This is a genomic window from Brevundimonas lenta, assembly GCF_014196335.1.
GTDB lineage: Bacteria > Pseudomonadota > Alphaproteobacteria > Caulobacterales > Caulobacteraceae > Brevundimonas > Brevundimonas lenta.
Genome location: NZ_JACIDM010000001.1, coordinates 336,480 through 349,490 on the forward strand (window position 1 = coordinate 336,480; position 13,011 = coordinate 349,490).

The 13,011-nt window shown below is 70.2% G+C and carries 15 protein-coding genes; 4 read left to right on the forward strand and 11 right to left on the reverse strand.

Annotated elements, in window-relative coordinates:
• Window positions 1-17 precede the first annotated feature (17 nt).
• A complete protein-coding gene (locus GGR12_RS01770; protein ID WP_183202246.1) occupies window positions 18-512 on the forward strand; it encodes a hypothetical protein in 495 nt (164 codons plus the stop codon).
• 62 nt (window positions 513-574) lie between these two features.
• Complete coding sequence (locus GGR12_RS01775; protein WP_183202248.1) at window positions 575-1,828, forward strand: UbiH/UbiF/VisC/COQ6 family ubiquinone biosynthesis hydroxylase; 1,254 nt, start codon at window positions 575-577, stop codon at window positions 1,826-1,828.
• 259 nt (window positions 1,829-2,087) lie between these two features.
• Here GGR12_RS01775 and GGR12_RS01780 read toward each other — a convergent pair whose 3' ends face one another.
• From GGR12_RS01780 to rpe, 5 genes are all read right to left on the reverse strand, one after another.
• Window positions 2,088-2,282 (reverse strand): Trm112 family protein, encoded by a 195-nt coding sequence (locus GGR12_RS01780; protein ID WP_183202250.1) that lies wholly within the window; start codon window positions 2,280-2,282, stop codon window positions 2,088-2,090.
• Window positions 2,283-2,426: 144 nt separating this feature from the next.
• Window positions 2,427-3,086 carry an LON peptidase substrate-binding domain-containing protein gene (locus tag GGR12_RS01785; RefSeq protein ID WP_183202252.1) on the reverse strand — a complete coding sequence of 220 codons (660 nt, stop codon included), beginning with the start codon at window positions 3,084-3,086 and terminating at the stop codon, window positions 2,427-2,429.
• A gap of 11 nt (window positions 3,087-3,097) precedes the next feature.
• Window positions 3,098-4,000, reverse strand: a complete 903-nt coding sequence (gene trxA / locus GGR12_RS01790) for a thioredoxin (RefSeq protein ID WP_183202254.1) — start codon at window positions 3,998-4,000, stop codon at window positions 3,098-3,100.
• 82 nt (window positions 4,001-4,082) lie between these two features.
• The gene (locus GGR12_RS16810; RefSeq protein ID WP_183202256.1) at window positions 4,083-5,885 is read right to left on the reverse strand and encodes a heparinase II/III domain-containing protein; all 1,803 of its coding nucleotides are present in this window, start codon (window positions 5,883-5,885) and stop codon (window positions 4,083-4,085) included.
• On the reverse strand, window positions 5,882-6,541 hold the full coding sequence (rpe, locus tag GGR12_RS01800) for a ribulose-phosphate 3-epimerase (RefSeq protein ID WP_183202258.1): 660 nt from the start codon (window positions 6,539-6,541) through the stop codon (window positions 5,882-5,884). The genes GGR12_RS16810 and rpe overlap by 4 nt, the downstream gene beginning before the upstream one ends.
• 102 nt (window positions 6,542-6,643) lie before the next feature.
• Here rpe and GGR12_RS01805 point away from each other — a divergent pair, with 102 nt between their 5' ends.
• Entirely contained in the window at window positions 6,644-7,108 is a 465-nt protein-coding gene (locus tag GGR12_RS01805; RefSeq protein WP_183202260.1) for an OsmC family protein, read from the forward strand.
• A gap of 4 nt (window positions 7,109-7,112) precedes the next feature.
• On the opposite strand, the gene GGR12_RS01810 is transcribed toward GGR12_RS01805, so the two are convergent.
• From GGR12_RS01810 to GGR12_RS01825, 4 genes are all read right to left on the reverse strand, one after another.
• Window positions 7,113-7,868: a dienelactone hydrolase family protein gene (locus GGR12_RS01810; RefSeq protein WP_183202262.1), complete on the reverse strand. Its 756-nt coding sequence runs from the start codon at window positions 7,866-7,868 to the stop codon at window positions 7,113-7,115.
• 47 nt (window positions 7,869-7,915) lie between these two features.
• Entirely contained in the window at window positions 7,916-9,520 is a 1,605-nt protein-coding gene (purH, locus tag GGR12_RS01815; RefSeq protein ID WP_183202264.1) for a bifunctional phosphoribosylaminoimidazolecarboxamide formyltransferase/IMP cyclohydrolase, read from the reverse strand.
• Window positions 9,521-9,591: 71 nt separating this feature from the next.
• Window positions 9,592-10,359 (reverse strand): hypothetical protein, encoded by a 768-nt coding sequence (locus tag GGR12_RS01820; RefSeq protein WP_183202266.1) that lies wholly within the window; start codon window positions 10,357-10,359, stop codon window positions 9,592-9,594.
• Window positions 10,360-10,392: 33 nt separating this feature from the next.
• A complete protein-coding gene (locus GGR12_RS01825; RefSeq protein ID WP_246328708.1) occupies window positions 10,393-10,902 on the reverse strand; it encodes a prolyl-tRNA synthetase associated domain-containing protein in 510 nt (169 codons plus the stop codon).
• Between the two features lie 71 nt (window positions 10,903-10,973).
• Between GGR12_RS01825 and GGR12_RS01830 the strand changes: the two genes are divergently transcribed.
• A complete protein-coding gene (locus GGR12_RS01830) occupies window positions 10,974-11,714 on the forward strand; it encodes a DUF6065 family protein (protein WP_183202270.1) in 741 nt (246 codons plus the stop codon).
• Window positions 11,715-11,745: 31 nt separating this feature from the next.
• Here GGR12_RS01830 and GGR12_RS01835 read toward each other — a convergent pair whose 3' ends face one another.
• A complete protein-coding gene (locus GGR12_RS01835) occupies window positions 11,746-12,324 on the reverse strand; it encodes a CC0125/CC1285 family lipoprotein (RefSeq protein WP_183202272.1) in 579 nt (192 codons plus the stop codon).
• 83 nt (window positions 12,325-12,407) lie between these two features.
• Window positions 12,408-12,989 carry a LysE family translocator gene (locus GGR12_RS01840; protein WP_183203719.1) on the reverse strand — a complete coding sequence of 194 codons (582 nt, stop codon included), beginning with the start codon at window positions 12,987-12,989 and terminating at the stop codon, window positions 12,408-12,410.
• Between the last annotated feature and the right edge of the window lie 22 nt (window positions 12,990-13,011).

The following is a 13,011-nucleotide window of genomic DNA, read 5'->3' on the forward strand; positions in this document are numbered from 1 at the left end:
ACGCGCGAGACAGGGGCATGCGCCGTCTGATCCTGCCCGCCCTGCTGTTCCTCGCCGCCTGTTCGCCGGAGAGCGAACCCGAAGGGCCGGGGCTGTCTTTCCGCGTCGACAGCGGCGCCCTGGCCTGGAGCGTCGCCGACGGGGCGCCCGCGGCCCTGGTGCTGAGCCGGGAAACGACGCCGGGGACGGCGCGGCCGGTGCTGATCATCAGCTGCGACGGCCTGAAGACCGGCGGGCTGGACGTGCGCCTGTTCCGGGCCGAGCCGACGTTGACGCCGCTGGAGCTGACGGCCGGGGCGGCGACGCTGACGGTTCCGGGCCAGCCCGGACAGGTCGGCGACCAGACGCGGCTGAAGGGCGAGGGCGAACTGCCGGCGGATTGGGCCGGGGCGATCGCGGGCGCGCGGATGCTGAAGCTGCGATACGGCGATCAGGGCATCGAGGTGCAGGGACCGGGACGCGAGATGGCCGATGCGTTCGGTCGCCATTGCCGGACCCTGGAACGGGCGTGACGCAGCGACGCGATCCGCGCGCTCAAGTAGCGCGAAGCGCGATAGCGCCCTAGAAAGTCCGCATGACCCGCTCCGATCGTCCTGACGTGATCATCGCCGGCGCCGGCATGGCGGGCGCGACCTTCGCCCTCGCCGCCGCGCAGGGCGGGCTGAAGGTGGTGCTGGTCGATCCGCAGCCGTTCAGCGCCCAGCTGGCGCCGACCTTCGACGGCCGGTCCACGGCCATCGCCTATTCGACCTTCCGCATGCTGGACGCGCTGGGCGTCGGCGAGGCCCTGCGGCCGCACGCCTGCCGCATGGACCGCATCCTGGTGACGGACGGGCGCCGTCCGGGTGCGGCGACGAAGGCGGCCTCGTCGGCCTTCCTGCGGTTCGACGCCGACGAGATCGGCGACCGCAACGGCGGCGAACCGCTGGGCTATATGGTCGAGAACCGGCGCATCCGTTCGGCCCTGGCCGAGGCGGTGACCGCGGCCGGGATCGAGGTGCGGGCTCCTGCGGCGGTGGCGACGGTGACGCCGGGACCAGGCGGCGTGACCGTGACCCTGGCCGACGGGACGGCTCTGGAGGCGTCGCTGGTGGTCGGGGCCGAGGGGCGCGGTTCGCGGGTGCGGCAGCAGGCCGGGATCGACACCGTCGGCTGGAGCTACGACCAGGGCGGCGTCGTCGCCACGGTTTCGATGGGCCGGGACCACGGCAATGTGGCGCATGAGTATTTCCTGCCGGCGGGTCCGTTCGCCATCCTGCCCCTGACCGAACGCCGCGCCAGCCTGGTGTGGACCGAGACCAGCCGCCGGGCCGAGGCGCTGAAGAGCGCGTCCGACGCGGCCTTCCACGCCCATCTGATGCGGCGGTTCGGGGACTATCTGGAAGACGTCACGGTGGTGGGACCGCGCTTCGTCTATCCGCTGTCGCTGCAGCTGGCCGAGGAGCTGACGGCCCCGCGCACGGCCCTGATCGGCGACGCGGCGCATGCCGTGCACCCGGTGGCGGGACAGGGGCTGAACATGGGTCTGAAGGACGCCGCGGCCCTGGCCGAGGTGCTGGTCGAGGCCATGCGGCTGGGCGAGGACATCGGTTCGGAGATCGTGCTGGACCGCTACGCCCGCTGGCGGCGGTTCGACAACACGGTGCTGACCGCAGGGTTCGACGGCTTCGTGCGGCTGTTCTCGAACGACGCCGCGCCGGTGCGGCTTGCGCGGGATATCGGCATCGCCGCGGTGAACCGGATTCCCGCGCTGCGGAAGGCTTTCATGCACGAGGCGGGCGGCGCGACCGGCGACCTGCCGCGGCTGTTGAGAGGGGAAGCGGTTTGATGCGCGCTTTGGCTCTTGTCGGGATGGCGGCCGTTCTTGTGACGGGCTGCGCGACTTCCGCGCCCGCGGGACCGACCACGACGGAATTTTCGGCCCTGGTCCCGGACCGGGTCGTCCGTCAGGTCGAGTGCGCCTTCATCGCCGAGGAAGGAATGGACCTGCCGCTACCAGCGAGTGGCCGACGGGGGCGCCTGGGAGACGCAGGATGCGGTCGTCGCGCGCGACGGGGCCCGCTGGATCCTGATCGACGGCTGATCGCCTAGTCGAGCTGGCGCGCTTCTTCCGGCAGCATGATCGGCACGCCGTCTCGGATCGGGAACGCCAGTTGGGCGCCGGCGGAGACCAGTTCCTGGCGGTCGCGATCATAGGTCAGGCGGCCGCGGGTGACCGGGCACACCAGCACCTCGAGCAGGCGCGGATCGACGGCGTTGGGGGTCTGGAAGGTGTCGCTCATCGTCGGGACCCGCGAAGTGGCTAGTGGCTAGTGGCTAGTGGCTAGTGGCTAGTGGCTAGTGATTAGTGGATGGCCGGCCCCACCTCCAGTGCCCTGTGCGTCGCAGACGCGAAGCAGGGAGCACCAATCACTAGCCACTTGTCTTCACTGCATGGACTGGGCTTCGCCCTCGCCGCCGTCGGCCGCGCCGATGCGCATCAGGGCGGTGAGGACCTCGGCCCGTTCGTCGAGACGCGGGGCCTCCAGCAGGGCCTGTTTCTCGGGCGGGTCGAAGGGCAGAGCCATGGCCAGGCTGTTGACCAGGGCCTCGGGTGGGGCGGTCTCGGCGGTCTCCCAGTCGATGTCGAGGCCGCGGGTCTCGAGATAGGCCTTCAGCGCTTCCAGAAGGCCTTCACGATCCAGCGCGCCTTCGCCGGCGGCGGGGGCGGTGAGGTCGCTCTCGAAATCCTCGAAGGCGGCGCGGACCTGGCGGTAGGGCGTCTGGACCAGCAGTTCCGTGGACAGACGGAAGCGGGCGCAGCCGGTCAGGGTGATCAGATAGCGGCCGTCGGAGGTCTCGTTGAAGCTGGTGATGCGTCCCGCGCATCCGACCGGCAACAGCCCGGGGAGGCTGCTGCCGCCGGGGAAGGGCTGGATCATGCCGATGATGCGGTCGCCGGCCATGGCGTCGTCGACCATGTTCAGATAGCGCGGCTCGAAGATGTTGAGCGGCAGCTGGCCGCGCGGCAGCAACAGGACGCCGGACAGGGGAAAGACCGGTATCACCTGCGGCAGGTCGGCGGCCCTGATGTATCCCTGAGCCAACCGGACTCTCCTTACGCGAACAGCAGCGAAGACAGGCGACGGCGGCCGTCTCGAGCCACGTCTGAGGCCGCTCCGGCCGCGTCGAAGACGGTGAGCAGCTGTTTGCGGGCGGCTTGGTCGTTCCACTCGCGATCGGCGGCGACGATCTTCAGCAGATGGTCGACGGCGCCCTTGAAGTCGCCGGAGGAGGCGAGGGTTCCGGCCAGATCGAAGCGGGTCTGGTGGTCGTTCGGATCGGCGGCCAGCTTCGCTTCAAGCTCGACTCTGGCGCCGGCGTCGGCGGGCGCCGCAGAGGCCAGCGACAGCTGGGCGCGGACAGACTGAACGGTCGGGTCCTTCGAGTCGGGCGCGGCCATGGCGATGGTCTGACGGGCCTGGTCGACGTCGCCGTCGGCCAGATAGACCCGGGCCATGCCGGCGATGGCCTTCTCCTGGCCCGGCTCCAGCGTCAGCACCTGGGCGAAGGCCTGGGCTGCGCCGCCGAGGTCGTTGAGGGACAGGGACTCCTCGCCCAGCGAGAGTAGCTGTTCGATGTCGGAATTGGCGCTCTCGCCGCCGGTCAGCTTGTCGATGAAGGCCTTCAGCTGGCTTTCCGGCACGGCGCCCTGGAAGCCGTCGACGGGCTGGCCGTTGACGAAGGCGTAGACGGTGGGGATCGACTGTACGCGCAGCTGGCCCGCGTAGGCCGGGTTCTTGTCGACGTCGATCTTGACCAGTTTGACCGCTCCGCCGGCGGCGCGGACGGCCTTCTCCAGCGCGGGGGTCAGCTGACGGCAGGGGCCGCACCAGGTGGCCCAGAAGTCGACCAGCACCGGCTGGGTCTTCGACGCCTCGATGACGTCCTTCATGAAGCCGGCGTCGGAACCTTCCTTGATCAGGTCTTCAGGCGGCGAGGTCGGATCGGCGAGGGTCATGTCAGTCCTGTATCGGATCAGTCGTAACGCGGAAGGCCGTGAGATGGTCCCGAGCCATTCGCGGCTCAAGAGGTCGCGGGGGTCAGGTTGGGTCGCCGCCTGCGCCCGCCGGGCTCAGTTTCCAGCGGATCTTCGTCTCGGAATCCGTCCGGGCCGAACCGCGCACGACGATCTGCAGCGAGCGCCGGGTGAGGCCCTCGTCGACATGGACCGAGGGCTCGATGGCCACGTCCGGACCATCGGTCCGGAACCACCAGCCGCGGCCGGAGTGCCCGCGCAGCAGGATGGAGCGGCGGTCGCGGGCCAGCGAGGCCTGAACGCCCGGCTCCAGCTGGAAGCGCACGGCGTAGGGGGCGGCGATGGCGCGGACGACGTCTTTCTGGCCGGGCGCGGGGTGCAGTCGCTCCTCGGCGCGCAGTTCGTCGAGGCGCTGGTCGAGGTAGAGGCGGCGCTGGTGCAGCAGGCCATAGTCGTGGACCCAGCCGTCGTGCTCGACCTCCAGCCAGACGGCGCCTTCGCCGTCGCGCTGGTCGGCGGTGACGTGCAGCGGCCGGCCGATCAGGCGAGCGCCGAGCAGGTCGCCCTTCCAGCCGCCCAGCGGTTCGCCGGTGGTGGTCTCGCCGAGCGTCAGGGTCGAGTGGCCGGGGGTCAGGCGCAGGCCCTGGCGGTCGGCGGCGCGGGGCGTCCAGCCGCAGCCGGTGATCAGCCGGTCCTTGCCGCAGACGATCTCCAGCGCCAGCGGCTGGGCGCAGGCGGCGACGGCCCATCCGCCGCGGGCGGGCGGGGCGACGTCGGCGACGACGGTCAGCAGCGGACTGCGGACGCGGGTCAGGCCGCCGACGCTGCCGGAAAGATCGGAAACGGCGTCCTCGCCCAGCGCGGCGGCGACGCGGGCCGCGGTCGACGGACCGCCGCCCTGCATGGAGATCAGGCGGCCGTCGGGGAGGGTATGCAGCCGCAGGGCGGCGGTCAGGCGGTGGATGGCGGCGCGGACGCCCTCGGGCGCGGCCTCGGACAGCTGGCCGAGCGCATCCTCGAGCGACAGAAGGTCGAGCAGCAGCTCCATCCCGGCCTCGGGACTGCGACTGGCGTGGGCGCCGTCGGGGCCCACGGCGCGGTCGAGGGCGCGGGTCAGGCGGCCGAGGGCCTTCCGGCGGATGGCGGCGCCGGGCGGACCGGCGAGGACGCAGCCGACGAGGGCGGCGGCGGTCAGGCGCTCGGCCAGGGTGGCGACGCCGCCGGGCGGACGCAGCAGCTGGCGGGCCTGGCGACCCAGCACGTCGGCGAGACGCAGGCGCTCGGCCTCGGTGGCGACCTGGCCCATGCGGCGGGCGGCGCAGGCGAGGACGTAGGCGCGCCGGGCGAGGATGTCGGGATCCCAGGCGAAGGGCGACCAGCGCGAGAAGACCTCGGCCCAGGTCAGGGTCAGGCGCAGGGCCTCGCGGGCGCCGCGCTCGCCCTGGGCCATCAGCGACGGCAGCCAGGCGAAGGCGTGCAGGTCGACGGCGAAGGCGCGGGTCGGGCTGGGGCGGTTGAACGGGTCCTCGGGCGCGGGGGCCTCAAGGCTGGAGCCGGCAAGGACGAAGCGGCCGGCGAGGGCGCCCTTGCCGATGGTCGGATCGACGGGCCGGAAGTCCCGCGGCATCGAGGCGAAGGCCTGGGCGACGCGGCCCTTCAGGGTCAGGGCGTAGCCGGGCAGGCCGTAGAGCTCGATCCACAGTTGACGGGTGAGCATGCGTCCGGTGAGCGCCGGCCACAGCGATGCGCCGGTGGAGGCGCCGGTGGCGCGAACCGGGGTGCGGACGGGCGCGCCGCGCAGGCCGGGGATTTCGCCGGGCGCGGGCCCGCCGCCTTCCGGGCGGGCGAAGGGACCGAACGGGCTCACGCGGACTTCAGCGCCTGGATGTTGGCGGCGTAGGCGGACGGACCGCCCTTGAAGACGAAGGAACCGGCCACGAGGGCGTCGGCCCCGGCGGCGACGCAGGCGCCGGCGTTGGCGGAGGTCACGCCGCCGTCGACCTGGAGGTGCGCCTTCGAACCGGCGGCGTCGAGGATGGCGCGGGTGCGCTCGATCTTGCGCAGGGCGCTTTCGATGAAGGACTGGCCGCCGAAGCCCGGATTGACCGACATCAGCAAGACCACGTCGACCAGATCGACGACCTCCTCGAGGATGTTCAGCGGCGTGCCGGGGTTGAACACCACGCCCGCCCTGGCGCCCAGCTGGCGGATGCGGCCGAGGGTGCGGTGCAGGTGCGGGCCGCTTTCCGGGTGGACGGTCAGGATGTCCGCGCCGGCGTCGCGATAGGCCTCCAGCCACGGATCGACCGGAGCGACCATCAGGTGCACGTCGAACGGCAGGCTGGTGTGCGGACGGATCGCTTTCACGATGTCCGGACCCATGGTCAGGTTCGGCACGAAATGGCCGTCCATGACGTCGACGTGGATCCAGTCGGCGCCGGCGGTTTCAAGGGCGCGGACCTCTTCACCCAGGCGGGCGAAGTCGCTGGCGAGGATGGACGGACAGATCAGGGGAGCAGCCATGCCTCCGGATAAGGCGGCTCGCCCGCGCGGGCAAGCCGACGGCTGGGTTTGGGCGCCGGCTCAGGCTACACGGTTTGGTCATCGCAGCCGCAAGGGGTCGTCATGAGTGAGTATGTCGCCACCGTCGAATGGAGTCGGGGCGACCAGCCCTTCCTCGACAACAAATACGCCCGCGCCCACGACTGGCGCTTCGACGGGGGCGCGGTGGTGCGCGGATCGTCGGCCCCCGGCAGCGTGCCGGTGCCGATGTCGGACCCCGCTGCGGTGGACCCCGAGGAGGCCCTGGTGGCGGCCGTCTCGAGCTGCCACATGCTGTTTTTCCTGGGCTTTGCGGCCAAGGCCGGCTTCGTCGTCGACCGTTATCGCGACCAGGCGGTCGGGATCATGAGCCGGGACGACCGGGGCAAGGTCTCGATCACGGCGGTGACGTTGCGCCCCGCCATCGACTTTTCAGGCGACAACCGGCCCGACGCGGCGGCGATCGATGACCTGCATCACCGGTCGCATGAGCATTGCTACGTCGCCAATTCGATCCGCGCGCCGGTGACGATCGAGCCCCAAGGCTGAATCGTCAGGGCTGAGGAGCGACGGCTACGTCCTCCAGCAGGGCGACGAAGCGGCGTTCGGCCTCGTCGGCCAGTTCCGGGTGATAGCGCATGGGCGGCGAGGCGCCGGGTTCGTCGAAGGCGTGGGTGCCCTCGGCGACCCAGGTCTCGACGTCTGCGCCGCAGTTGCGGACCATGGCGTGAACGTTCTCGGCGTTGCGCACCGTGGTCAGGTGATCGGCGCGCGAGATGACGGCCAGGGTCTTCGGGCAGTGTTTCCACGGCCGCATGCGGTTCAGGGCCGCCGGCCCGATGTACGGATAGGCGAGATAGACGGCCAGGACGCCGCCGAGGTCGACGGCGCCGGGGTCGGCGAGGCCGAGACTGCGGGGGCGACGGTCGGCGCTCATGGCCTCCATGATGCCCCAGCCGCCGTGGCTCCATCCCGCCAGTGCGATCTTCATCGAGTCCACGTCCCGCCGCCGGGACACGCCGTCCAGGGCCGCCAGCACGTCGCCGGCGCGCTTGTCGCCGCGCAGCATCAGGCCGGTGCAGACCGTCAGCAGGGCCAGTTCCCGGCTCCAGCCGCGCGCGCCCCAGGAATCGACGATGAAGGCGCGCCATCCGGCCGCCTTCGCCGCCGCGGCGTAGCGGGGCAGGTGGTCGCGCAGGCCGCCGCAACCGTGGAACAGGATGACGGCCGGGCGCGGCCGGTCGTCATCGGCGCCGACCACAGTGGTACGGGCCTCAAGCAGTTTCCAGCGGTCGGCGAGCGTGTCCATGCGCCGACCTTAGCGTTTTCCGGGGGCGGGAGAAGGTGGCTGGCGGCTTAGTGCCGGAAGACGCGGACCCCGGTGAAGGCCATGGCGATGCCCTTCTCGTCGGCGGCGGCGATGACCTCGTCGTCGCGGATCGAACCGCCCGGCTGGATCACCGCCGTGGCGCCGGCGGCGATCGCTTCCAGCAGGCCGTCGGCGAACGGGAAGAAGGCTTCCGAGGCGCAGGCCGAACCCTCGGCGAGGGAATGGGCCAGGCCCTTGGCCTCGCCGGCCTCGCGGGCGCGGATGGCGGCGATGCGGGCCGAGTCGCGGCGGTTCATCTGGCCGGCGCCGATGCCGGCGGTCTGGCCGTCCTTCGCATAGACGATGGCGTTGGACTTGACGTGCTTGGCCACGGTGAACGCGAACAGCATGTCCTGGATTTCTGTCGGCGTCGGCTGGCGGCGCGTGACGATCTTCAGGTCCGAGGGTTTGATCAGGCTGCGGTCGCGCGACTGGACCAGGAAGCCGCCGGCCACCGAGCGGAACACCTCGCCCGCGCCGTGCGGGTCGGGAAGGCCGTCGGTGATCAGCAGGCGCAGGTTCTTCTTGCCGGCGAAGACCTGCTTCGCCTCGTCGTCGGCGCCGGGGGCGATGACCACCTCGGTGAAGATGCCGGTGATGGCGCGGGCGTCGTCGCCGTTCAGCGGACGGTTGACCGCGATCACCCCGCCGAAGGCCGAGACGGCGTCGCATTCCAGTGCGCGGGCGTAGGCTTCCGACAGGTCCTTGCCGACGGCCACGCCGCACGGGTTGGCGTGTTTGACGATGACCACGGCCGGAGCCTCGAACTCGGCCACCAGCTCATAGGCGGCGTCGGCGTCGGCGATGTTGTTGTAGCCCAGCTCCTTGCCCTGGATCTGTTCGGCCCAGGCCACGCCGGGACGGCGCTCGCCCGTGCGGTAGAAGGCGCCGGTCTGGTGCGGGTTTTCGCCGTAGCGCAGGGTCTGGGCCAACGAGCCGGAGATCGATTTGCGGGCCGGGGCCTCGTCGCCGACCTGGCCGGCGAACCATCCCGAGACGGCGGCGTCGTAGGCGGCGGTGCGGGCGAAGGCGCGGGCGGCGAGGCGTTTGCGCAGCTCCAGCGAGGTCGCGCCGTCGGCCTTGAGCGCGGCCAGCACCTCGTCCACCGCGACCTTGTCGACGCAGACGGCGACGTAGCCGTGGTTCTTGGAGGCCGAGCGGATCATGGCCGGGCCGCCGATGTCGATGTTCTCGACCGCGGCCTCGAAGCCGCCGCCGGAGGCGACCGTGGCCTCGAAGGGATAGAGGTCGATCCAGGCGATATCGATGCCGCCGATCCCGTGTTCGGTCATGGCCTGGGCGTGCGAGGGCTCGTCGCGGACGCCGAGCAGGCCGCCGTGAACGACGGGGTGCAGGGTCTTGACCCGGCCGTCCATCATCTCGGGGAAGCCGGTCAGGTCGGCGACGTCCTTCACCGGCAGGCCGAAGCCGGCGATGGCGGCGCGGGTGCCGCCGGTCGAGACCAGTTCGACGCCGAGGTCGTGCAGGGCGCGGGCCGCATCCTCCAGCCCCGTCTTGTCGCTGAGCGAGATCAGGGCGCGCTTCGGCGCCACGCGGTCGGGCGCGGGGGGAAAGTCGGGAGCGGCGGGCATGGCGGCGTCCGTGATGCTGGAGGTCGGGGAGACGCGCGGGGCTCTAGCAGGGGACGCGGTGAAAGTCAGCCTCAGAGCGCTTCCCGTTTTATGTCGACTGCGACGATCTCCGGGCCATACCGGGAGCGATGGCGGGTCTCGATCTTGAGGGTGGTCAGCAAGGGGTGCCCGTGGACGTCTCCGTCCATGAAGGTCACACGGTAGCGGGAGCGGGTCTCATCGGCATCGTCACCGAGCAGCCGAATGTGGTTCAGCTTCTTGAAGTCCAGCGAGGCCAAATACGATCTGGCGTCACAGGGGCGTCCCTCTTGCGACTCCAGCCGGGAGAGACAGCGCGCGCTGAAAGTCAGCGGACCAGCGCCAGCCGATTTTCGGGCGTTGCTCAGGACCTGGATGGCGTCCTCGATGATGTAATCCTCGGCGCCGAACAAGTGCTCGAAATCGCGATACGAAGAGCAATCTTCCCCCGGCGCGGAGAGGGCGCCGTACACAGTCGTCGCCGTCAGAGGCCGGTCACCGGGTCGCCCCCGTGCCCGGGTCACATATTGGGTGCCCACGCTGTAGATTTCGAGGGCGCATATCCCTGGAGCCGTAAGGCCAGGCTGTCCGTAAAGCACCAGCCCATTGCGGATTGGCCATCGGCCGCGGCTGTCTGCAACGATTGTGTCGCCGGCCTTCCCGATCAGGACCCGCGCAAGGATCGGCGTGGGCAGCCGTTCCAGAATGGCCGTGTGCGCGACCTGAAACGGCAGCCAGAGCAGTCCTAGTCCGGAGAGCGGGACGAGGGCCGCTCCCAGTACGCCTGCAGCAATCAACGCTGACCTGACACCACGCTTCATCGTCCCCTCCGCCAAGCTTGGCGGTATGGGGCTTCAGGACAGTGTCGAAAAATCGACCACGATCGGCTCCCGCCCCAGCAGCGAGAGAAACCTCCTGAAGTCGTCCTGCCCTATCGCCGTGGTCGCCGTGTTGGTCAGGGGGTGGAAATTGACCAGGTCGGCGTCCCACAGGGCCTTGTCGAGGACGAAGGTTACGCGACGGTCGGCGTCGTTGATCAGGCCGAAGGCGGTGACCGAGCCCGGCGTCAGGCCGAGGGTTTCGTAGAGCAGGCCCTCGTTGCCAAACGACAGTTTGTCCGAGCCGATGGTGTTGGGCGCGCGCTTCAGGTCGATGACCGTGTCCTGGCGGGCCGAGATCAGCCACAGGCGGCCCTTCTTGTCCTTGAGGAACAGGTTCTTGGTGTGGGCGCCGGGCATGGCGGCCTTGAGTTCCAGCCCCTCCTCGACGCGGAAGACGGCCGGGTGGTCGTGCGTCGTCTGGGTCAGGCCGTTGTCGGCCATCCACGCCAGCAGGCGGTCACGATCCCAGGCGGGAGGGTTCATCGGCTTGTCTTCGGTCATCGGGCGAAGCTAGGGAGGAGGGAACATCCCCGCTTACCCGCCGGAGACCGTCTGTGGAACTGGAATGCTATCCGATGAGCCAGCGGCCGCCGGACCTGGTGCCCGGCCGCCAGTCGCGGAACTGGATGGACGCCTTCGCCAGCCGGCACCCCTACCGCTGCCTGCCGCTGAACATGGCCAACACCACGGGCTGGGAGATCCTGTGCCCGATCACCTTCGTGGCCGAATGGAACGGCGGGCCGAACCAGTCCGACATCGTCATCACGCCCGAACGGCCGGCGCCGGACCTGGCGCATATCGTCAGCTCGCACTTCTCGCGCGGGGTGCTGACCTTCCATCCGCAGTATCTGTTCCGCACGCCGCCGGGCTGGGGCCTGCAGTGTTCGGGCGCGCCCAATCACGTGAAGGACGGCATCCAGCCGCTGGTCGGCCTGATCGAGACCGACTGGCTGCCCTTCCCCTTCACGATGAACTGGATTTTCACCCGGCCCGGCCGGGTGAAGTTCGAGAAGGGCGAGCCGTTCTGCTTCATCCTGCCGATCGAGCACCGCAAGGCCGAGGCCTTCGAGCCGGTGATCCGGACGCTGGAGTCCAATCCGAACATGCAGGGCCAGTTCGAGGCCTGGAACCGGTCGCGGACGGACTTCAACAAGCGTCTGGCGTCCGGCGACCCCGAGGCCGCCAAGGAGGCGTGGCAGCGCTTCTACTTCAAGGGCGAAATCCCCGAGGATCTGGGCACGGCGCCGGAGACGCACGCCAACAAGCGCAGACTGAAGAGCCCGCGGATCGGCTGATCCGCGGGACTTTCCCGATCCGTGCGGCGACCTAGGCCGTCGGCGGCGCCGGACGCGGCACGCGCGGGCCGAGGTTGTTGATCACCTCGCGCGCGTCGAAGGCGTTCGGGTCGTCGGCGGGCTTGGGTCCGCTGCGGACGACGATCTCGGCCGAGGCCTCGAAACGATCGATCTCGCGGACGTCGCCGCCGAAGCCGTAGCCGGGCCCACCCCACGGGCCGCCCCAGCCCCACGGGCTCCAGTAGCCGCGGGAATAGTAGCGCCAGGACGGTCCCCAGTAGGGTCCGTAGGATCCGTACCAGGGGTCCATGGTCGAGGTGTAGCGGACGTCGCGATCGGTGACGCGATTGACGGTCGAGAACCAGTCGTTGCCGCTTTCGACCGTGACCTCGGCCGCGCGCAGCAGCAGGGCCATTTCGACCTGTTCGCGCGAGGTGACCGAGTTGCCGGCGAAATTGATCCGGTAGCGGTCGGAATCGACCCGCGTATCGGAATAGCCGTAGCGGCTGTCAGGACCCGCCGGACCATAGGGGGTGGCGGTAGCGCAGGCCGACAGGGCGAGCGCGGTCGTCGCCGCCAGAAGAACAAGCCTGGGGAAACGATGTCTCATGTGAGTGCTCCTTGACGCGCAACCAACGCGCCATAACGGCTGAACGGGACATGAACGGCTGCGGTTCCGCCGGATTCAAGTCCTTATAAACGCGTGAGAATGAGAACGGCGGCAGCAAGCAGGAGCACCCCGGTGAAGATAGCGAATCCTCGCCGGAAACGCGGCTCCGACATACGTCGGGCCAACGCCGCCCCACCCAGACCGTATGCCGACATGCTGAGCACGTCCATGCCGATCGTGGCGACGGCGAACAGGGCCAGCTGCGGGGCCGCCGGGCGGTTCACATCGAGGAAGGGCGGCAGCACGGCGGTGAAGAACAGGATGGCCTTGGGATTGGCGATCTGGACCATGAAGCCGTCGACCAGGGCGCTGCGGCCCATCTTGATCGTGGGGTGATCGGGATCGGCCGCGGTGCGGAAGGCGCCGCGCAGGGCGTTGATCCCGAGCCAGGCGACATAGAGGGCCCCGCCGATCGAGATCAGGCGGAAGATCTGGGGGAAGGCGACGACCAGGGCGCCGAGGCCCAGCGCCGCCGCGCCGAACCAGACCAGGGTGGCGGCGTTCATGCCGACCACGCCCGCCATGGCGCCGGCCTTGCCGCGCTGCACGCCGTTGGCGACGGAGAAGACGTTGGCCGGACCGGGCGTCACGGCCATGACGGCCATGACCCCGAGAAAGGTCGCGTAC